The organism is Streptomyces sp. NPDC050422 (assembly GCF_044458665.1).
GTDB lineage: Bacteria > Actinomycetota > Actinomycetes > Streptomycetales > Streptomycetaceae > Streptomyces.
Genome location: NZ_JBITIE010000029.1, coordinates 1 through 20,315 on the forward strand (window position 1 = coordinate 1; position 20,315 = coordinate 20,315).

General features: G+C 71.4%; 19 protein-coding genes. 10 read left to right on the top strand and 9 right to left on the bottom strand.

The features are described from left to right. Positions 1 to 118 precede the first annotated feature (118 nt). Both ACIBJG_RS34310 and ACIBJG_RS34315 read right to left on the bottom strand, forming a co-directional pair. The gene (locus ACIBJG_RS34310) at positions 119 to 670 is read right to left on the bottom strand and encodes an isochorismatase family protein (RefSeq protein ID WP_399313637.1); all 552 of its coding nucleotides are present in this window, start codon (positions 668 to 670) and stop codon (positions 119 to 121) included. An 80-nt stretch (positions 671 to 750) separates the two neighbouring features. Then, positions 751 to 1,206 carry a MarR family winged helix-turn-helix transcriptional regulator gene (locus ACIBJG_RS34315; protein WP_399313640.1) on the bottom strand — a complete coding sequence of 152 codons (456 nt, stop codon included), beginning with the start codon at positions 1,204 to 1,206 and terminating at the stop codon, positions 751 to 753. A gap of 170 nt (positions 1,207 to 1,376) precedes the next feature. Between ACIBJG_RS34315 and ACIBJG_RS34320 the strand changes: the two genes are divergently transcribed. Further along, positions 1,377 to 2,432 (top strand): LacI family DNA-binding transcriptional regulator, encoded by a 1,056-nt coding sequence (locus ACIBJG_RS34320; RefSeq protein ID WP_399313642.1) that lies wholly within the window; start codon positions 1,377 to 1,379, stop codon positions 2,430 to 2,432. Positions 2,433 to 2,453: 21 nt separating this feature from the next. On the opposite strand, the gene ACIBJG_RS34325 is transcribed toward ACIBJG_RS34320, so the two are convergent. Continuing rightward, entirely contained in the window at positions 2,454 to 2,816 is a 363-nt protein-coding gene (locus ACIBJG_RS34325; protein WP_399313644.1) for a hypothetical protein, read from the bottom strand. Positions 2,817 to 2,889: 73 nt separating this feature from the next. Beyond that, entirely contained in the window at positions 2,890 to 3,876 is a 987-nt protein-coding gene (locus tag ACIBJG_RS34330; protein ID WP_399313645.1) for an acetylxylan esterase, read from the bottom strand. Positions 3,877 to 4,153: 277 nt separating this feature from the next. Here ACIBJG_RS34330 and ACIBJG_RS34335 point away from each other — a divergent pair, with 277 nt between their 5' ends. From ACIBJG_RS34335 to ACIBJG_RS34365, 7 genes are all read left to right on the top strand, one after another. Next, positions 4,154 to 5,404 carry a sugar ABC transporter substrate-binding protein gene (locus ACIBJG_RS34335; protein WP_399313647.1) on the top strand — a complete coding sequence of 417 codons (1,251 nt, stop codon included), beginning with the start codon at positions 4,154 to 4,156 and terminating at the stop codon, positions 5,402 to 5,404. Positions 5,405 to 5,409: 5 nt separating this feature from the next. Next, entirely contained in the window at positions 5,410 to 6,402 is a 993-nt protein-coding gene (locus ACIBJG_RS34340; protein ID WP_399313649.1) for a carbohydrate ABC transporter permease, read from the top strand. After that, positions 6,399 to 7,310 carry a carbohydrate ABC transporter permease gene (locus tag ACIBJG_RS34345; protein WP_399313651.1) on the top strand — a complete coding sequence of 304 codons (912 nt, stop codon included), beginning with the start codon at positions 6,399 to 6,401 and terminating at the stop codon, positions 7,308 to 7,310. Before ACIBJG_RS34340 ends, ACIBJG_RS34345 begins: the two co-directional genes overlap by 4 nt. Before the next feature lie 96 nt (positions 7,311 to 7,406). Further along, positions 7,407 to 8,609: a glycoside hydrolase family 1 protein gene (locus ACIBJG_RS34350; RefSeq protein WP_399313653.1), complete on the top strand. Its 1,203-nt coding sequence runs from the start codon at positions 7,407 to 7,409 to the stop codon at positions 8,607 to 8,609. A 246-nt stretch (positions 8,610 to 8,855) separates the two neighbouring features. After that, on the top strand, positions 8,856 to 9,284 hold the full coding sequence (locus ACIBJG_RS34355) for a hypothetical protein (protein ID WP_399313654.1): 429 nt from the start codon (positions 8,856 to 8,858) through the stop codon (positions 9,282 to 9,284). A 111-nt stretch (positions 9,285 to 9,395) separates the two neighbouring features. Further along, a complete protein-coding gene (locus tag ACIBJG_RS34360) occupies positions 9,396 to 11,522 on the top strand; it encodes a TPM domain-containing protein (protein WP_399313656.1) in 2,127 nt (708 codons plus the stop codon). 86 nt (positions 11,523 to 11,608) lie between these two features. After that, the gene (locus ACIBJG_RS34365; RefSeq protein ID WP_399313658.1) at positions 11,609 to 12,319 is read left to right on the top strand and encodes a PspA/IM30 family protein; all 711 of its coding nucleotides are present in this window, start codon (positions 11,609 to 11,611) and stop codon (positions 12,317 to 12,319) included. A gap of 18 nt (positions 12,320 to 12,337) precedes the next feature. Here ACIBJG_RS34365 and ACIBJG_RS34370 read toward each other — a convergent pair whose 3' ends face one another. The 5 genes from ACIBJG_RS34370 to ACIBJG_RS34390 all read right to left on the bottom strand — a co-directional run bounded on the left by ACIBJG_RS34370 (position 12,338) and on the right by ACIBJG_RS34390 (position 17,389). Further along, positions 12,338 to 14,902 (bottom strand): SpoIIE family protein phosphatase, encoded by a 2,565-nt coding sequence (locus ACIBJG_RS34370; protein ID WP_399313740.1) that lies wholly within the window; start codon positions 14,900 to 14,902, stop codon positions 12,338 to 12,340. Positions 14,903 to 15,110: 208 nt separating this feature from the next. Beyond that, complete coding sequence (locus ACIBJG_RS34375) at positions 15,111 to 15,539, bottom strand: ATP-binding protein (RefSeq protein ID WP_399313659.1); 429 nt, start codon at positions 15,537 to 15,539, stop codon at positions 15,111 to 15,113. 176 nt (positions 15,540 to 15,715) lie between these two features. Continuing rightward, positions 15,716 to 16,120, bottom strand: coding sequence for a (deoxy)nucleoside triphosphate pyrophosphohydrolase (locus tag ACIBJG_RS34380; RefSeq protein WP_399313661.1), 405 nt, complete (start codon positions 16,118 to 16,120; stop codon positions 15,716 to 15,718). Positions 16,121 to 16,183: 63 nt separating this feature from the next. Further along, positions 16,184 to 16,366 carry an SPOR domain-containing protein gene (locus ACIBJG_RS34385; protein WP_399313663.1) on the bottom strand — a complete coding sequence of 61 codons (183 nt, stop codon included), beginning with the start codon at positions 16,364 to 16,366 and terminating at the stop codon, positions 16,184 to 16,186. A gap of 270 nt (positions 16,367 to 16,636) precedes the next feature. Further along, positions 16,637 to 17,389: a GntR family transcriptional regulator gene (locus ACIBJG_RS34390; protein WP_352121936.1), complete on the bottom strand. Its 753-nt coding sequence runs from the start codon at positions 17,387 to 17,389 to the stop codon at positions 16,637 to 16,639. Positions 17,390 to 17,687: 298 nt separating this feature from the next. Between ACIBJG_RS34390 and ACIBJG_RS34395 the strand changes: the two genes are divergently transcribed. Together ACIBJG_RS34395 and ACIBJG_RS34400 are read left to right on the top strand one after the other, a co-directional pair. Then, complete coding sequence (locus ACIBJG_RS34395) at positions 17,688 to 19,085, top strand: glycoside hydrolase family 18 protein (RefSeq protein ID WP_399313665.1); 1,398 nt, start codon at positions 17,688 to 17,690, stop codon at positions 19,083 to 19,085. A 68-nt stretch (positions 19,086 to 19,153) separates the two neighbouring features. Then, positions 19,154 to 20,272: a pyridoxal-phosphate dependent enzyme gene (locus tag ACIBJG_RS34400; RefSeq protein WP_399313667.1), complete on the top strand. Its 1,119-nt coding sequence runs from the start codon at positions 19,154 to 19,156 to the stop codon at positions 20,270 to 20,272. Positions 20,273 to 20,315 lie beyond the last annotated feature (43 nt).

The window sequence follows — 20,315 nt, forward strand, 5'->3', positions numbered from 1 at the left end:
GAGCAATGGGGTCTCCCCTGCTCGAGCGAAGCCGAGAGCTCGGGGAAGTGCCAGACGCCGCCCGGCAGGCGGGACTTTCGAAACACGCCCTAGAACACTCCCTAGCCCCCTGAGGCCTTCAGCGCAGCAGCTTGATGATCGCGTCCGTCGTGTCCGTCTCGCCGAGGCGGGGGAAGATCCGCTCGACGCTGTTGTCGTGGGCCTCCGCGCTCATGTCGGTCACCGCGTCCGTGGCGACGGTGACGTGGTAGCCGTGCTCGTGGGCCGAGCGGGCGGTGGACTCGACGCCGATGCTGGTCGCGATCCCGGCCACCACGACCTGCGTGATGCCGCGGCGGCGCAGCTGGAGGTCGAGGTCGGTGCCGTAGTAGGCGCCCCACTGCTGCTTGGTGACGACGATGTCGCCCTCGGCCGGGCCGAGTTCGGGGACGATCTCGGCCCAGTCGGCGGCCGGTTGCCCGGACCGGGCGGGCCCCTCGGTGCGGCCGGGGGCTCCGCCGGTGACGCGGACCAGGACGACCGGGAGACCCTTGGCCCGGAAGGCTTCGGCGAGGGTCGCGGCACGGGCGACGACCTCGGTGGCGGGATGCGCGGTCGGCAGGCCGACGATGCCCTTCTGGAGGTCGACGACGATCAACGCGGCCTTCGGGTCGAGGGTGGTGGCGCTCATGGTGGTGCTCCTTGCCTGGGCGGTGCTCGGGGAATGGGGTGCGGGGACGGGCGCCGGGGAGACGCGCCCGCGCCCGTCGGTCATGAACCGACGAGGCGCTCGATGAGGCCGGCGGCCTCGGCGACGGTGCGCCGCTCGGCCCCGTCCAGTTCGGCGGCGACGGCCTCGGCGAGCCAGTTGCGCTTGGCGGCCCTGACCTGGGCGAGGGTCGTGCGGCCGGCATCCGTGACCGACACGACCGACTTGCGGCCGTCGACCGGATCCGGTGCCCGCCCGACGAGCCCCTGCTCCGCCAGAGCGCCCAGTGTCAGCCGCATGGACTGGGGGCGCACGAATTCGGCGCGGGCCAGATCGGCCGTGGTGGCCGGACCGGCGTCCTCCAGCCGGGCCAGGACCGAGCGCTGGGTCGGGGTCAGCAGGTTCTCCGACGACGAGGAGCGCAGCCGTCGCAGCAGCCTGCCGACCACGGAGGCGAGATGGTCCGCCACCTCCTGGGGGGTCGGGTCGGCAGGCGTGGTTCCGGACGGTTGCGTCATGGCTTCACCGTAGAAGATGCACAGGGCATCTTGCAAGGTTGCCTGTCGACTCCTGGATGGCCTTGCCCGCGCCCGGCCCGCGATCTAGGGTGAATGCGCTTTCATAACGTGTACGTCGATGGTTGTGCCGATACGCGTCGGTACGGAAGAAGAAGCGGACGGTCGGTCGAGTGAGCGCCCCAACGGTGTACGACGTCGCGGAGCGGTCCGGCGTCTCCATCGCCACGGTTTCGCGGGTCTACCGCACCCCGGAATCCGTGCGCGCCCAGACCCGCGAGCGGGTCCTGGAGGCGGCCCGCGTGCTCGGTTACGTACCGAGCGGCAACGCGCGGGGGCTGGCGAGCCGCACCACCGGTGTGCTCGGCCTCTGCTTCCCGGACTACGCCGACCCGGACGCCGAGGCCGACGCCGAGGCGGACAGCGACGCCGACGACGCGGTGATGCTCTACTCCGACCAGATCATCCGCGGCATGGAGCGCGCGGCCCGGCGGCACGGGTACGCGCTGCTGATCGCGGCGTCGCTGGAGGGCGGCCCGGAGAGCCTGGTCGCGAAGGTCGCGGGGCGGGTCGACGGTTTCGCCGTGCTGGCGCAGACCGTGCCGACCGAGGACCTCGAAGTGATATCGCGCCGGCTGCCGGTGGTGATGCTCGCGGGACCGCGCGAGATCGACCACCTCGACCACATCGTCGTCGCCAACGCCGAGGGTGAACGTGAGCTGACCCGCCACCTGATCGAGGACCACGGCCTGCGACGGCTGGCCTTCGTCGGGGGCGACACCGATTCGCCGGACGCGGAGGCCCGGTTCCGCGGTTTCCAGGAGGCGTGCCGGGACGCCGGACTTCCGGTGCCGGACGAGCCGGCCCTGCGCACCACGATGATGAAGCAGGCCGAGGGCGCGCTGGCGGCCGAGACCCTGCTGGACCGGGGCGGGGACCGGCCCGAGGCGGTGCTGTTCGCCAACGACCAGATGGCGGTGGGCGCCCTGCGCGCCCTGGCCCGGCGCGGTGTGCGGGTGCCCCAGGACATGGCGGTGACGGGGTTCGACGGGATCCCGCTCGGCCGGATCGTCCAGCCGCCGCTGACGACGGTGCGCCAGCCGATCCGCCGGCTGGGCGAGCAGGCGGTCGAGCTGCTGGTCGAGCGACTGAACAACAGCGGCCGCGAACCGGTGTCGCTCACCCTCCCCGTCTCGGTGATCCGCCGGGCCAGCTGCGGCTGCGGCTGACCGGGCGGACGAGGCAGCCCTTCAGGCCCGGCCGTCCACGCCGTCCCCCGCTTCCGCCGGGGCGGGCCTGTCGACGGCCTCGGGCCACTTCTTGCGGGCGCCCTGGCGAGTGATCCCCCAGGCGGCGCCCAACTGCTCGTAGTTCGCCCCGTAGGAGCCGGCCGTCCTCGCCGCGATCGCCGTCAGCCGCTTGACCTCCGCGTCGACGGCCTTCCAGGTGGCCAGGACCGACAGGGCCACCTGGGCGGGGTCGGCGTCCCACATGCGCTCCTCGGGAAGTCCGGTCTCGCGGGCGCGCACGGCGGCGGCCAGCGGTTCGAGAGCCTCGTAGAGGGCCTTGTCGAGCGCGATCTGTTCCTCAGGGGTGATCTCGGGCGGCGCCATGCCGACAACTTTAGTTACCGAGCCCCGATTCGACAACCAAAGTTGCCCAGATTTCCCCGGCCGCCCGCGCCCGCTATCCCAGCCACTTCCCGAAGAACGCGCGCCGCGCCGCCACCAGCCCCGCCACGTCCCGCGCCAGCTCCTCGTACGCGAAGTGCCCCGCCGGCAGCACCAGCAACTCCCGCTCCCCCGCCAGCGCGTTGTGCACGGCGAACTGGCCCGGCGGCGGAACGGACGGGTCGAACAGCGCCGCGGCCACCAGCGTCGGCAGCTCCACGAACCCCGCGGCCGTCGCCGCATCGAAGTACCGCAGCACCTCCACGACCTCGGGGTGCTCGCGGTGGTACCCGCGCACGGACTCCCCACTGCCCGCGCACCGCAGCGTCAGCCGCAGCGGATGGTTGCCGAACGTGGGCACCGTCAGCTGCGCCGCCCCGAAACGGTCGTCCCACGGCAGGGCCAGCGCACCGAGCCCGCCGCCGAAGCTCTCCCCGAGGTAGCCCAGCCGGCCCGGCCCCGCGAGCTCCGGCACCAGCTCCCCGAGCGCGGACGCCGCGCACCACAGGTCCGCCACGCAGTCGCCGATGACATAGGTGTCGCGGGACTCGATGCCGTGCAGCACATGCCCGTCCGGGACCTCGGGGATGCCCGGCACGAGACCGCGCGCCCCCATCCCCCGTACGCACGGCAGGATCGCGGCCGACGACGGCAGCGGCAGCGGCACGGCGGGCCCCGGCTCCTGCCGGCCCCCGTATCCGTGCCCCATGACGAACCCGTGGCGCACCTCCGCCGCCGCGCCCTCGACCGGCAGCGCCAGCCAGCCGCCCAGGCGCACCCCGCCGACCGAGGTGTACGTCACGCCGTGGACGCGTACACCGTCGCGCTCCTCCTCGACCGGCCCGATCTCCGGGTCCGTCGCCACCTCGCGGGCCGCGTCGTACCGCGCCCGCCAGAAGTCCGCGAAGCCGTCGGGGGCGGGCGGCGCGGGCACGGCCGTCAGCTCGTCGAGGGTGTGCCCGTAGGCCGGGTCAAAAGGGAAGTCGTGCCCGAACGAAGTCATGATCACGACACTATCGCCGCCCCTCACCCGGCCCGGCCCCCGCCGGCAGCGGAACCAGCACCGGAACCAGCACCGGAACCAACTGTGCGGAATCGGTCACACCCTCACCTTTTCCGCAAACGCCACGCTTACCGTTCGAAGTTGAACATTCAGATGTCCACCACGTTGCACGAGTGTGACCAAGCACCCTCTTGCGGATTCCCGAATCTCTGCCGCAGAGTGATGTATGCGCTTACAGGCAGCGCATACATCCGGATTGCTCAAGGAGGAGCCCTCCATGTCCCGCACCGCCAGAACCGCCTCCACCGGCATCGGAATCGCTGTCGTGCTCTCCCTCGGCCTCACCGCGTGCGGCAGCTCCGGTGGCGAGGACGTCGCCGCGGACGGCAAGCAGACACTCACCGTCTGGGCCATGGGGGCCGAGGGCGAGAAGCTCGCGGACGTGGCCAAGGTGTACGAGAAGGCCAACCCGAACATCACCGTCAAGGTGACCCCGGTCGGCTGGGACGTCGCCCACCAGAAGCTCGTCTCCGCGGCCGCCGCCGGCACCATGCCGGACGTGGCGCAGATGGGCGGAAGCTACATGGGCGAGTTCTCCGAGCTCGGCGTGCTGGAGCCGGTCGACACCAAGACCTTCCAGGAGAAGGACTTCTTCCCGGCCGGCTGGAAGCAGGGCGAGGTCGACGGCCAGGCGTACGGCGTGCCGTGGTACGTCGACACCCGCGTCCTCTACTACCGCACCGACCTGGCCGAGAAGGCCGGCATCACCAAGGCTCCGACCGACTGGAAGGAGATGCAGGCCCTCGCGACCGCCTACCAGAAGAAGGCGGACACCAAGTGGGGCCTGTCCATCCAGCCCAGCGGCCTGGACACGGTGCAGAACTTCTACTCCTTCCTGTACTCGGCCGGCGGCGAGATCGTCAACGACAAGGGCGAGGCCGTCATCGACAGCCCCGAGGCCGTCAGGGCGCTCAAGGAGTACGGCTCGTACTTCGACAAGGGGCTCTCCAACAAGTCCGTGCAGCCCGGCTACGACGTCGTGAAGGACTTCGGCAACGGCCGCGTCCCGATGTTCTTCGGCGGCCCCTGGCACGTCACCCTGCTGAACGAGGGCCAGCCGCAGATCAAGGGCAAGTGGGCGGTGGCCGCCGTCCCCGCCGACAAGTCCTCCACCTCCATGGCCGGCGGCTCCTCCCTGGTGATCTCCAAGGACAGCGAGCACAAGGCCGCGGCCACCGAGTTCATCAAGTACCTGACGGACACCAAGGGCCAGGCCGACTGGTACGAGCGCACCAAGGACCTGCCGGCGAACACCGCCGCCTGGACCTCCGGTGACCTCGCCGACGACGCCGATCTGCAGATCTTCAAGAAGCAGATGGACACCGCCAAGTCCTCCCCCTCGCTGCCCAACCTGAGCGAGATCACCGACAAGGTCGACCAGGCCATAGCGAAGGTGACCCAGGGCAAGGCTTCCGCCGAGGACGCGCTGAAGACCGCGCAGTCCGAGATCGAAGGCCTCGTGAAGTAGGAGCCATGAGCACCACGACCGGAAAGGCCGCACAGCCGGCCAAGGTGCAGGCCGGGCCGGGGACCACCGCGTCCCCGGCCGCCGGGCCGAAGGGTTCGCGAAGCCGCAGGAAGCCCGCGATGGGCGTGCAGAACATGGCCGGCTGGCTGTTCTCCACCCCCTTCCTCGTGCTCTTCCTCGTCTTCATGGCCGTCCCGATCATCGCCACGCTGGTGATGAGCTTCACGGACTTCGGGCTGCGCAACGTGACGCACCCGCTGGACGCGAACTTCATCGGATTCGAGAACTACACCAAGCTGTTCAGCGACGAGAAGTTCCTCAAGTCGCTGTTCAACACGGCGTACTTCGTGGTCGTCGGCGTCCCGCTGACGATCCTCCTCGGACTCGTCGTCGCCGTCCTGCTGAACAACGGCATCGACCGGGCCCGGACCTTCTTCCGCGTCGGCTTCTACGCCCCGGTCGTCACCACCATCGTCGCGGTCGCCGTCGTCTGGCGCTTCGTCCTCGATCCGAGCGACGGTCTCGTCGCGGGCCTCTTCTCCGAAGTGGGACTCACCGCACCGGACTTCCTCGGCTCCGAGAAGCTCGCCATGCCCTCGATGATCGCGATGGCCGTCTGGCGCAACGTGGGCACGGTCATGGTGCTCTTCATCGCCGGTCTGCAGGCCATCCCCACCGAGGTGCGGGAGGCCGCGCGGCTGGACGGCGCCAACATCTGGCAGGAGTTCAGGGGCATCACCGTCCCGCTGCTGCGACCCACGCTGCTCTACGCCACCGTGATCACCACCATCGGCTACCTCAACGTCTTCGAGGAGCCGTTCGTGATGACGCAGGGCGGGCCCTCGGACTCGACGCTCACCGTCTCGCTGAACATGTACCGCGAGGGCTTCAACTTCTTCCACATGGGCTATGCGAGCGCCATGGCGTATGTCCTCTTCGTAGTGATCATGGGCATCACGGTGCTGCAGCTCCGACTGCTGAAGGACAACACGAAATGAGCGCCACCAGTGCACCGGGCGCCGTCCCGACGGCGCCGTCGAAGAAGCCCGGGGACGCCGGGCAGCCGGGCGGGCAGAAGCGGCCGCGGTCCCTGAAGCGGGTCCTCGTCTACGTCCTGCTGTCGCTCGGCCTGCTGATCATGTCGGCGCCGTTCCTGTGGATGGCCCTGTCCGCGTTCAAGACGACGAACGAGCTGACCGCGAGCCCGCCCGTCTGGATCCCGACCGAGTGGACCCTGGCCAACTTCCGGGACCTGCTCGACAAGCTCGACCTGCCGCTGTACTTCATGAACTCGGTGATCGTGGCGGTGCTGGTCACCGTCTCGAACCTGGTGTTCTGCTCGATGCTCGGGTACGCCCTGGCCAAGCTGAGGTTCGCCGGCCGCAACAAGATCTTCGGTCTGGTGCTCGGCGCCCTCATGGTGCCCGGCAACCTGATGCTGCTGCCGCTGTTCGTCCTGATGAGCAAGATGGGCCTGATCGACTCGTACGCCGGTCTGGTGCTGCCGTTCGCGGCGGGCGCCTTCGGGGTCTTCCTGATGCGGCAGTTCATGCAGTCGATCCCGGACGAGCTGCTGGAAGCGGCCCGGATGGACGGCGCCGGCGAGTGGTACATCTTCTGGCGGATCGTGATGCCGCTGGTGAAGCCCGCCCTGGCGACGCTGTCGATCTTCACGTTCCTGGGGTCCTGGAACAACTTCGTCTGGCCGCTCATCGCGACCAACGACCCCGACAAGTACACCCTCCCGGTCGCCCTGGCGACGTTCGCGACCGACCCCAACAAGGCGGGCGGCTCCAACGGCATGCTGATGGCCGGGTCCTTCCTGATCGTGCTGCCGGTCCTGGTCGTGTTCATCGCGCTCCAGCGGCACTTCACCCAGGGCATCGCCACGGCGGGCATGAAGTAGCCCGCCCCGGCCGCCCCACCGAACACGTACGAGGCCGCGCACCCCGCACAGCACCGCGCCGGCCGCACCCCTCACGCACCAGAAAGACAGTTTGCGATGACTCACACCCAGGTCCCGTTCCCGGAAGGCTTCCTGTGGGGCGCCTCCACGGCCGCCCACCAGATCGAGGGCAACAACACCAACAGCGACTGGTGGGTCAAGGAGCACACCGCGGGCACCCACATCCAGGAGCCCAGCCTGGACGCCTGCGACAGCTACCACCGCTGGCACGAGGACATGGACGTGCTGGCCGGCCTGGGCTTCACCGACTACCGGTTCTCCATCGAGTGGGCCCGCATCGAGCCCGCCGAGGGGCGGTTCTCCCGCGCCGAGCTCGCCCACTACCGCCGGATGGTCGAGGGCGCCATCGAGCGCGGCCTGCGCCCCATGGTCACCCTGCACCACTTCACCGTCCCCCAGTGGTTCGAGGCCCGCGGCGGCTTCACCTCCGAGGGCGCGACCGAGCTGTTCGCCCGGTACGTCGCGGCCTGCGCACCGGTCATCGCCGAAGGCGTCAGCCACGTCTGCACCATCAACGAGCCGAACATGATCGCCGTCATGGCGGGCCAGGCCAAGCGCGGCGACATCGGCTTCCCGCCCGCCGGTCTGCCGACCCCGGACGACGAGACCACCGTGGCCGTGATCGCCGCCCACCACGCGGCCGTCAAGGAGGTCAAGGCGATCAACGCCGGCATCCAGGTCGGCTGGACCGTCGCCAACCAGGTCTACCAGGCCCTCCCCGGCGCCGAGGAGGTCACCGCGGCCTACCGTCACCCCCGCGAGGACGTCTTCATCGAGGCGGCCCGCGGCGACGACTGGATCGGTGTGCAGTCCTACACCCGGACCATGATCGGCACCGACGGCCCGATCCCCACCGCGGACGACGTCGAGCGCACCCTCACGCAGTGGGAGTACTACCCCTCCGCCGTCGGCTACGCGCTGCGCCACACCGCCGACGTCGTGGGCCACGACGTACCGCTGATCGTCACCGAGAACGGCATCGCCACCGACGTCGACAGCCGCCGCGTCGACTACTACACCGGTGCGCTGAACGAGGTCGCCTCCGCGCTGGAGGACGGCCTCAACATCCGGGGCTACCTGGCCTGGAGCGCGCTCGACAACTACGAGTGGGGCTCCTACGCGCCCACCTTCGGCCTCATCGGCTGGGACCCGGAGACGTTCGAGCGGCTGCCGAAGCCGTCCGCCGTCTGGCTGGGCGAGATGGGCCGCACCCGCACCCTGCCGCGCGACGCCGGCTGAGACCGACCCCTGACCGGGAGCTCCTGACGGCTCCCTCCCGTACGGGAACCGGCGAAACCTGACCTCCGCCGGTTCCCGTACGGCACCACGGCCGGGCCGTCCGCTCCCCTACGGCCCCCGGGCCCGCCCGCTCTTCCGTACGGCCGCCGCCGCGCGCCCTGTTCGTATCCGCGCGTCCGCGGGCCTCCTGTTCGCCGGTGTGCCGTGGCAGGATGACCGGCATGACATCGCCCTGCCGAAAGGCACATGCCGCGTAAGCGGCCCGGCGCACTGCGCGCCGCCCCCGACCGCACGCCCGTATGGCTGTGCGAGCCGGGAAGGATCAGCTCGCTGTCGCTCGCCACCAGCGCCGCCATCCGGCGTGTGGAGTACGAGCACGAGTTCTACGAGGTCCACCCCGGCGCCACCGAGGTCGCCCTGCTCCGCTACCGCCGCTTCCTCGCCCGCCCCGGACGCATCCTGTATCCGAGCCTTGCCCAGTGCACCTGCCGCGGCTGCTCACTCGACGACGTGACACACGTGCGGGACCTCCTGGCCGAGGTCCTCGCCCTGCTGCCGGCCCGGCCCCGGGCCGAACTGTCCCGCCTCGTCACCCGACTGGACCGCGGGCTGCTGCGCCGCACCCTTCACTCCCCGCACGCCGAAGCACATCCGTGGCGGAGCCGGGCGTGGTGACGCATGCGTCTGTACGACGGGGAGGTGGATCCGCCGTGACGTGCGGTGCGGCCCCTCGTCGGGTCGCGGGCCACCTGGGCCGGACATAGCCTCACGAACGTGATGCCGCCCATGAGCCGAACCCGGATCCTCATACCGGGCCGGGCCCTGCTCGCCGTGCTGTTGACGGTGTGCTGGCTGGCCCTGGCCCCCGCGCCGACCGCTCGCGCCGACGGGCCGATCACGCTGTCGCGCGACGGACAGATCACCGACAAGGTGGGCGCGCTCGGGGACCGCAAGGCCCAGGTGGTCACCGCGCTCGACCACCTCTACGACCAGCGCCGCGTCCAGCTCTTCGTGGCCTACGTCCGTGACTTCTCCGGACGCTCCGCGCAGGACTGGGCCGACGAGACGGCGAACCGCAACGGGCTCGGCCGCGACGACGTGCTGCTGGCCGTCGCCACCCACGACCGGCAGTACGCGTACTCCGTCGACCAGGACTCCCGGCTCACCGACGCACAGCTCCAGGACGTGGCGAGCACCGCCATCGAGCCGGCGCTCAAGGAGAACGACTGGGCGGGCGCCGCGATCGGGGCCGCCAACGGGTACTCCGCCGTCCTGGCCGGTGCGGCCGTGCCCACCCCGACGATCACCCCGGGGCCCGACGACCCCGGCGCGGGCAGTTCCGGCGGGACGAGTGCCGGGGACCTGGTGCTGCCGATCGTCCTCGTCGGCGGTGTCGGAGCGGTCGCCGCGTACGCGTTCACCCGGCGCAGGCGGCGCGCCACCACCCGTACGACACCCGGCGCGACGGGCTGGGGGCCGGCCGGAGCCGGACAGGGCGAGCCCGCGCCGCCGCCCACTCCGCTCCCCGAACTCGACGCACAGGCCAAGGAGACGCTCGTCGACACGGATGACGCGGTCCGCACGAGCGAGGAGGAACTCGGATTCGCCACCGCCCAGTTCGGCGAGGAGGCCGCCGCACCCTTCACCGAGGCGGTCACCCATGCCAAGGGTGAGCTGACGGCCGCGTTCCGCCTGCGCCAGCAGCTCGACGACGCCTTCCCGGAGGACGACGACACGCGCCGGCGGATGCTGGACGAGATCATCAGCCGTTGCGCGGACGCGAACGCCCGGCTGGACGAGGTCTCCGAGGACTTCGACCGGCTGCGCGAACTGGAACGCGACGCCCCGCAGGCGCTGGCGGCGGCCGAGAGGGCGTTCCGTTCGCTGACCGGCCGGGTCTCCGCCGCGCAGGCCACGCTCGCCACCCTGCAGGGCCGTTACGCGGAGTCGGCGTCGGCCCCCGCCGCGGGCGACATCGAGCAGGCCAAGGACCGGCTCGTCTTCGCGACGTCGTCGCTCAACCAGGCGCGGCAGGCCGTGGACGGCGGCGACCATGCCACGGCGGCGGTGTACGTACGGGCCACCGAGGGCGCGGTCGGCCAGGCGACCACGCTCGTCGACGCCGTCGACCGGCGCGCGCGGGAACTGGAGGAGGCGGCGGCCGGGCTCCCGGCCGCGCTCACGGAGACGGAGACGGACCTGGCGGACGCGGGCGGGCTGCTGGAGGGTACGGCGGAGGGCGTGTCCACCGCGGACCTCCGCGGCCGGATCGCCCGCGCGCAGGCCGTGGTCCGTGATGTCCGGGAGGAGCTGGGCGCGGGTGCGTACGACCCGATCGACGCCCTGCGCCGGGTGGAGGAGGCGGACGCGGTGCTGGACGAGGCACTGGCCGGTGCGCGCGAGCAGGAGCAGGGCAACCGGCGGGCCCGCTCCCTGCTGGACCAGACGATGCTCACCGCACGGTCGGCGATCGGCGCCGCCGCGGACTACGTCTCCACCAACCGGGGTGCGGTCGGCAGTCAGGCCCGGACCCGGCTGGCGGAGGCCCAGCGGCGCCTGGAGCGGGCCGGCGAACTGGCCGGGGCGAACGATCCGCAGGCCGCGCTGGCCGAGGCGCAGCGGGCCGACGCGCTGGCCGGTGAGGCGCGGAGCCTCGCGGAGCAGGACGTGCGCGCGTACGGGGGCGGTCCGGGTGGCGGGGTGTCAGGAGGCGGGGCGGGCGGCGGCATGGGCGGCGCGGTGCTCGGCGGCATCCTCCTCGGCGGGCTCATGGGCGGCGGCCGGGGCGGTGGCTTCGGGGGCGGCGGCTTCGGGGGCGGGTTCGGCGGCGGGGGCGGCTTCGGAGGCGGCGGGCCGGGCAGCTTCGGCGGCGGGGGAACGCGCGGCCGGCGGGGCGGCGGCGGCCGCTTCTGACCGGGGCCCGTACCCGTACCCATGCGCGTACTCGTACTCGTACACATCACGTTGCAGAGCAGGACCGGACACACAGGAGAGGTGCCATGACCAAGCAGACCATCCTCGGACGCGTCACCCAGCTGGCGAAGGCCAACATCAACTCCCTGCTCGACCAGGCCGAGGACCCGCAGAAGATGCTGGACCAGTTGATCCGCGACTACACGTCCAACATCTCGGAGGCCGAACAGGCCGTGGCCGCCACCATCGGCAATCTGCGCCTCATGGAGCAGGACCACCGCGAGGACGTCGCGGCGGCCAAGGAGTGGGGCGAGAAGGCGCTCGCCGCCAGCCGGAAGGCCGATGAGTTGCGGGCGGGCGGATCGGGCCCCGACGCCGACAAGTTCGACAACCTGGCCAAGGTCGCGCTCGGCCGCCAGCTCCAGTCGGAGAAGGAGGCGAGGACGGCGGAGCCCACCATCGCCGCCCAGACCGAGGTGGTGGACAAGCTGAAGTCCGGCCTGGACCAGATGAAGGAGAAGCTGACGCAGCTGAAGTCCAAGCGTGACGAGCTGGTCGCCCGCGCCAAGTCCGCCCAGGCCCAGAACCAGATGATGGACTCCGTCAAGAGCATCAACGTGCTCGACCCGACCAGCGAGATCGGCCGGTTCGAGGACAAGGTGCGGCGCGAGGAGGCGAAGGCGCTGGGCAAGCAGGAGCTCGCCGCCTCGTCGCTGGACGCCCAGTTCGAGCAGCTGGACACGCTGGGCGACAGCGCCGAGGTGGAGGCCCGCCTCGCCGCGCTGAAGACGACCTGACCTCTTCGGGTGCCGTCCTCAGAACATGCTGAGCAGTTCCTCCACCGTGCGCTCGGCGGCCGGTCCGCCGTCGGGCAGCGGGAGTTCGAACCAGACCGTCTTGCCCCGTGGTGTCCGGCGCGACCCCCAGGCCGCGCTCAGCAGCCCGACCAGCTGGAGTCCGCGGCCGCCCTCGTCCGTGTCGCGTGCGCGCCGGCGCCGCGGCTGGACGAGGCCCGCGTCCCACACCTCGCACACGAGGGTGCGGTCGCGCAGCAGTCTCAGCCGGATCTCGCCCTCGCCGTACCGCAGGGCGTTGGTGACCAGTTCGCTGACCAGCAGTTCGGTCGTGTCCACCAGGTCGTCGAGGTCCCAGGCGAGCAGCTGGCCGCGGGCCAGTTCGCGGGCGCGGCCGACCGAGCGGGGCTCGCGAGGCAGCCGCCAGTCGCCGACGGCCTCGGCGGGCAGCCCCTGGATGCGGGCCATCAGCAGGGCGATGTCGTCCTCGCCGTGCCGGGTGTCGAGCGAGCTCAGCACGTGGTCGCAGACGTCCTCGAGGGGCCGGGCGGGTTCGACGAGGGCTGCGCGCAACGCTTCGAGGCCCTCGTCCAGGGGATGGTCGCGGGACTCGACGAGACCGTCGGTGTAGAGGGCCAGGAGGGCGCCCTCCTTGAGCTCCACCTCGACCTCTTCGAAGGGTTCACCGCCGACGCCGAGCGGCATGCCGGGCGGTACGTCGAGGAGCAGCGCGGCTTCGCCCGGCTCGACGACGACGGGGGGAAGGTGCCCGGCGTTGGCGAAGGTGCAGCGCCGGGTGACCGGGTCGTAGACGGCGTAGACGCAGGTCGCCAGGTAGACCTCGGAGAGGTCCGCCTCGCGCGACTTGTGGGCGGCCCGCGAGGGCCACTGGGCGCCGCCGCCCGCGTCGGCGGAGGTGCCGGCGCCGGGTGTGCCGAGGCCCCGGGCGACCTCGTCGAGCGCGGAGAGCACTTCGGCGGGTTCCAGGTCGAGGAGGGCCAGCGTGCGTACGGCGGTGCGCAGCTCGCCCATCGCGACGGCGGCGCGCAGCCCGCGGCCCATGACGTCGCCGACGACGAGGGCGGTGCGGTGACCGGGGAGTTCGATCACGTCGAACCAGTCGCCGCCCACCTCGGTCGCCGTGTTGCCGGGCAGGTACCGGCAGGCGATGTCGAGGCCGGCGGCCTCGGGGTCGCCGGGCGGCAGGAGGCTGCGCTGGAGTATCAGCGCGCGTTCGTGCTCGCGGCGGTAGAGGCGGGCGTTGTCGATGCAGACGGCGGCGCGTGCGGCGAGTTCGGTGGCCAGGGCGCGGTCCCGTTCACCGAAGGGTTCGCTGCCCTTCGTACGGGAGAACCGCACGAGGCCGACGACGGTGTCGTGGGCGACCAGTGGCACGGCGAGCGTGGACTGGACGAAGCCGCGGTCGTCGCCGGGCACGTCCTCCACGTGGCCGGTGCGCAGGGCGATGGCGCAGGGCGAGCCGAAGGAGTAGCGGTGCACGGCGCCGAGTTCGGGCGGGCGGTCGGCCGTGCGGGGTCCGGTGTCGGACGCGGGGCCCGGAAGGTCGGGCAGGGTGTCCGAGACGGCGCTGGCGAAGGCGACGCGGCGCAGTTCGGCGGAGCCGCCGACCGCTTCCCGGTGCGGGGAGCCCCCGCTGCCCGGCGGCGTCTCCTCACCGGTGAGCAGGGCCTGGTAGAGGTCGACGGAGGCGAGGTCGCAGAAGCCGGGGACGGCGACGTCGAGGAGTTCGCGGGCCGTCGTCTCCAGGTCGAGGGAGTTGCCGATGCGGGCGCTCGCCTGGTTGAGCAGGGCGAGGTTGCGCCGGGCGCTGGCGGCCTCCCGGGCGGCGATGTGGCGCCGGGTCACATCGGTGGCCAGTCCGGCGATGCCGATGGGGCGGCCCGAGCCGCTGTGCACCCGGTAGAGGTTCATCGACCAGTGGCGGCGCTCGGTGTCGCCGGGGGCGGTGCCGACGAGCTGGAGGTCGGTGACGGAGTCGCCGGTGGCCAGGACGCGTTCGAGCGTGGCCGTCAGCCGGTCCGCCTCCGCGCCGGAGAGGTAGTCGTGGACCGTGCGGCCTCGGTGGTCGTCCGCACGGCCGCCGAAGACGGTGGCGAACCGCTCGTTGGACCGCACGACGGTGAGGTCGGTGCCGAACAGGACGAAGCCGAACGGTGATTGGCCGAAAATAGCCTGCGAGGCTGCGAGGTCCGTCTCGATGAGGCGCAGTGCGCGGACATCCACGACGATGCAGACCGCGGCCCGCTCGCCCGTCGCCGTCTGGCTCGGCATCACATAGATCTCGGCGAGCCCGTGCACGGCGTCCTCGCCCGGCATCCGGAAGGGGACCAGCCCCGTCCACTCCTTGCCGTCGAGCACCTCGCCGATCCGGCGGTGGCCGTCCCCGCGCAGCTCGTCGGGCATGAATGCCTCGACCGGGTCCTTGCCCACGGCCTCGTGAGCGGCAACGCCGAAGAGGCCGGCGGCCCGGCGGCTCCACTGCTCGATCAGGCCATCGGGGCCGATCGAGAAGGAGGCGACCTTGATGTAGTCGTAGATCGAGCCAGGCGGACTGCTCTGCCACACGACGTCGCCCGCTGTCCCAGGTATTTCGCTCACGCGACCGTCCCCTCCAGCTCACACACCGGACCGGTCCTGCCCGCAGTATTCAGCACTACGGCCCCTACCGACACGGCGTTCACGATCACAGCACGGTCTCAGTCCGTTTCGGCCAGGATTCTGACCGGCCGATTCTGACCTGTCTTCCGTGATCGCCGTTCGTCCCACCTCACTCCTAACCAGGCAGGGCCAGCTCGAACCACACCGTCTTGCCGCTCTTTCCGCGCCGGGTTCCCCAACGCCGGGCCGAACAGGCCACGAGCTGCAGTCCTCTGCCGCCTTCGTCGTCGGGTCCAGCCGTACGTTCGGTGGGCGGATCCGGAAGCGGATCGGAGACTTCCACGAGCAGGCCGGGGTGTGCCGCGGGGCCTTCACCGTCAGGATGGGGGCGCACCAGCCGCACCCCGATGGGGCCCGTCGTGTACCGCGTCGAGTTGGTCACCAGCTCGCTGACCAGCAGGACCGCCACATCACCGACGGCCACGTCGAGCCCCCAGCAGCGCAGGGCCTCGTGGACGGCGTGCCGGGCCGAGCGTACGGCGCCGGGAACAGCGGGAAAGCTCCACTCTGCGCTGTCGCCTTCGGTCTCGATCACGCCGATCACTTCCCAGGGCCAGCAACGGGAACGTCCTGTGGGCGGGGGCTAAACACCACATACCCGGAATTCAGGACGAAATACCGCCGGTGTCGACACGTGGGGCGTACGGGTGTAGCGGCGCGCGCACGAACGGCTGTACGTGTAGAGAAGGGGGCGCACAGGCCCAGGGCCGGGCGCTCCGCTCAACGGTGTGCGCCGCCGGGCTGCCGGCGTACGGCTTCGGCCACTGCGGGCAGGTCCTGTTCCAGCCAGTCCACCGTGTCGGTCTCACCCGGTCCGAGCCAGCGCAGCTCGTCATGGTCCTGGAGCGGCGCGGGCACCCCGGACACCAGCCGGGCCGTCCACACGTGAAGCACATAGCCGGGCTTGAGGGGCCACTCACCGGGAATCCGCTCCAGCGGCTCTGCCTCGATGCCGAGCTCCTCGCGCAGTTCACGGACGAGCGCCTGCTCGCCGCTCTCCCCCGGCTCCACCTTGCCGCCGGGGAGTTCCCAGCGTCCGGCGAGCTCCGGCGGGGCACTGCGGCGCGCGGCCAGCAGCCGCCCCCGGTCGTAGACGGCCCCGGCCACCACCACACGTTCAGTCATGGTGCGGAGCGTAACGCCCCGTCACGGACGCCCGTGCCCGGAAAAGCGCCGCAGGGGGGCGCACTACGGCCGGGCGGTCTGCCCGACGCGCTCGACCCAGTAGAGCTGCTTGTGGCCGCGGTCCTGGAGCTTGTCAGCGGTCCGCTGCGCCTCGTCCTGCGTGGCATACCTGCCCACGCGGTAGCGGTTGCCGTTGTCGTCCTGCCGTATCACCAGCCAAGGGAGCACGGCACCGCTGTCGCTCATCGTGCCCCTCCCGAGCATTGCGCCCCTCCCCTGAACGGCGTGCACGTCTCTAAGGATCCCCAGGAAACCGCAGTACGCATATGCCCGAGCCTACGCCTGACCTTCACTCACCGCAGGCGCAATTGCACAAAGAGATACCGATTCGGCCAGGAGCGGACCAACGGACTGGGGGCGCATCCGTGTGGATGCGCCCCCAGTCTCCCTCACCGCCCTCCCGGACCCCAAAAGGCGGCCAGGCGCGGGACATGACAAGCCGTCACGCGCAGCGGTTCACCGGACCGGAAGGTGGTAGGCGACCCGGTAGCGGTCGGCCGGCACCACCACGTCGGCGGTCTCGACCGGGCGGCCCGACGCGTAGTACGTCCGCTCGATCACCATCACCACGTGGCCCGGCACCCCGCCGAGCGCCAGGAGCTCCTCCGCCAGCCCCGGGCGCGCGCCGACCTGTTCGGCCACGTTGTCCACGACGACATCGATCGCGGCCATCCGCTCGACCACCCCGCAGCCGCCCAACGGGCCCTCCTCCGGCAGCATCACCGGTGTGCGCCCTGTGACGGCGAGGGTCTCCCACGAGGTGGAGAGCATCATCGGCTCACCGCCGTCCCGGAACACGTAGCGCGTACGCATCACACGGTCGCCCGGCTCGATCCCGAGCCGCTCGGCGATCTCCGGGCTCGCGCCCTCCTGTTCACTCCGGGACTCCCAGGTCCCCCGGGCACCCTCCGCCGTCTGCTCCTGCCGGAACGGGCTGGCCCCGGCCTCCGAACGGAAGCCGGAACGGGCGATCCGGCGCGGGACCGGGCGCTCACGCACATAGGTGCCGGAGCCGGAGCGGCCCTCGACCAGCCCCTCGGCCATCAGCACCTTGCGCGCCTCCAGCGCGACGGTGTCCGAGACCCCGTACTCCTCGCGGATACGGGCCTGCGACGGCAGGCGCGTATGCGGCGGCAGCGAACCGTTGACGATCTTCTCTCGCAGATCGCTCGCAACGCGCAGATAGGCGGGCTGCTCACCGAAAGTCACAGGCCACTCCCCAAGAGGTTGACAGACTGCAACAGCGTGGCAACCGTCGGTTCCAGACCGCAAGCACAGGCCAGAGTTTCACTCGAAGTGATGATTTGACGTCGGCGTGCGCATACCCCGTCCCTGCCGCCCCTGCCTGCTCGGCCGTTCCGGCACGCCGCACCCCTTGACCCCGTTTGGTCCAGACCAATAGCTTCCTCTCCACACAGCACAGTCACGCACCTCCCCGCACATGCCTCGCATACGCACATGCCTCCGCATACGCACATGCCTCCGCACACGCACAGGAACGGGTCTCATGCGTCGAAGAACCCTGTCCGGACTGGCCATTGCCGCCTGCGCCTTCTCGCTGGCCGCCACCCTCGCCCCCGCCGCCAACGCCACCGCGGGTCACGGCGACAACCACCGCGCCGACCGCGGGAAGGGTGGCCACCACGGCTCCGCGCCCGCCTACAAGCGCGTCGGCTATTTCACGCAATGGGGCGTCTACGGACGTGACTTCCAGGTCAAGGACCTGGAGACGAGCGGCACCGCGGCCAAGCTCACCCACATCAACTACTCGTTCGGCAACGTCAGCGCCGACGGCACGTGCTTCACGGGCAACGTGCCCGGCGAGGCCGACGCCTGGGCCGACTACGTGCGCCCGCTGGACGCCGCGGGCTCGGTGGACGGTGTCGCCGACACCGACGACCAGGCTCTGGCGGGCAACTTCAACCAGCTGCGCGAGCTCAAGGCCGAGCACCCCGGCCTCAAGGTGATGATCTCGCTCGGCGGCTGGAGCTGGTCCACGCACTTCTCGGACGCGGCCCGCACCGCCGCCTCCCGCAAGGCCTTCGTCTCCTCCTGCATCGACCTGTACATCAAGGGCAACCTGCCGGTGGACGGGACGCGCGGCGGCGAGGGGGCGGCGGCCGGTCTCTTCGACGGAGTGGACATCGACTGGGAATGGCCGGGATCCGCCGGTGACTCCGACACGGTGTACCGCCCCGAGGACAAGCGGAACTTCACGGCTCTGGTCCACGAGTTCCGTACCCAGCTCGACGCGTACGCGAAGAGCAGCGCCGCGTCACGCAAGGGCGGCCACCACGGCTCGAAGCCCAAGCACTACGACCTCTCGGCGTTCGTGCCCACGTCCCCCGAGAAGATCGACGCCGGCTTCGACGTCCCGCGCATCATGCGGGACTTCGACTTCGTGAACCTCCAGGGCTACGACTTCCACGTCTCGGGCGAGAAGACCACCGCACAGCAGTCCGCGCTGTACGCGAAGGACGACTTCAGCGTCGACCAGACCGTGCGCGCCTGGCTGGAACGCGGCGCCCCGGCCCGCAAGCTCGTGATGGGGATGCCGTTCTACGGCCAGGGCTGGACCGGTGTGACCGGGGGCGGCGACGGCCTCGGCCAACCCGCGACGGCCCCCGCCCCCGCCACCTGGGCGGCCGGTTACGAGGACTACAAGGCCCTGAAGAAGCTGGCCGAATCCGGTACGTACAAGGTCCACCGCAACGTCCGCGACGGCAGCGCCTGGCTGTTCGACGGCACCACGCTGTGGACGTACGACGACCCGCAGGTGCTGCGCACCAAGACCGCGTACATCCGCGACCACCGGCTCGGCGGCGCGATGTTCTGGTCGCTGGACGGGGACACGGAGGACGGCGAGCTGATGACCGCCGTCGACCGCGGACTCTCCCGGCGGTAGGAACGGCCCTTCCGGGGCGGCCGCGACACCTCGGCCGCCCCGGACTCCGCCCCGGCGCCCCGGCTGGCATGCTGGCCGCCATGGCCACCACCTACCGCTGCCCGCAGGACGGCACCCGTGCCGACGTCACCTCGCTCGCCTGGTGCTGCCCGGTCTGCCGCGGCCCGTGGGACCTGGACTTCGAGAGCGCGGGACCGCTGCGTCCCGGCGATCTGCCCGGCCGGGTCAACTCCCTGTGGCGTTACGAGGAGGTGCTGCCGCTCTCCTCCCCCGCGACCACCCTCGGCGAGGGCCGCACCCCGCTCGTGCCGCTCACCGGCACGGTCTCGGCCAAGCTCGACTTCCTGATGCCGACGCTCTCCTTCAAGGACCGCGGCGCGGTGATGCTCGCCGAACTGGCCCGCCACCTCGCCCCCGAACGCGTCGTAGCGGACAGCAGCGGCAACGCGGGCACGGCCGTCGCCGCGTACTGCGCCCGCGCCGCACTGCCGTGCACGGTGTACGTCCCCGAGGGCACGTCGCCCAAGAAGACCGAGCAGATCCGGGCCCACGGAGCCCTGCTGGAGATCGTCCCCGGGGACCGCGAGGCGACCGCACGGGCGGCCCGCACCGCCGCCGACGCACCCGGCACCTTCTACGCCTCGCACGTCTTCAACCCGTACTTCCTGCACGGCACGAAAACGTACGTGTACGAGCTCTGGGAGGACCTCGGCGGCCGGCTCCCGGATGCCATCGCCGTACCGGTCGGCAACGGCACCCTGCTCCTCGGCGCGGCCCTGGCCACCGCGGAACTCCTCGCACAGGGCCTGATCGACACCCGCCCCGCGCTGGTCGCCGTCCAGGCCGAGACGGTGTCCCCGCTGGCCGCCGCCTTCCACGCGGGGGCGGACGACCTCCTCGGCACCCCGGCCGGTGCCACCGCCTCCCCCACCCTCGCCGAGGGCATCGCCATCCCGCGCCCGCCGCGTGCCCGCGCGATCCTGGCGGCGGTGCGGGAGTCGGGCGGCACCTTCCTGACGGTGACCGAGGATCAGATCCGCGCGGCGCAGCTGGATCTGGCCGCCCGCGGCTTCTACGTGGAGACGACGGGCGTGGCCTGCTGGGCGGCGGTGGGCGGCTGGACGGACCGCAGCGTCGTCGTCCCGCTGTGCGGCGCGGGCCTCAAGACGGGGCTCGCGGCGGTGTGATCCCGCGTGTTCCCGCGCGTCAGCCGTTCACCCGCGCGCCGTG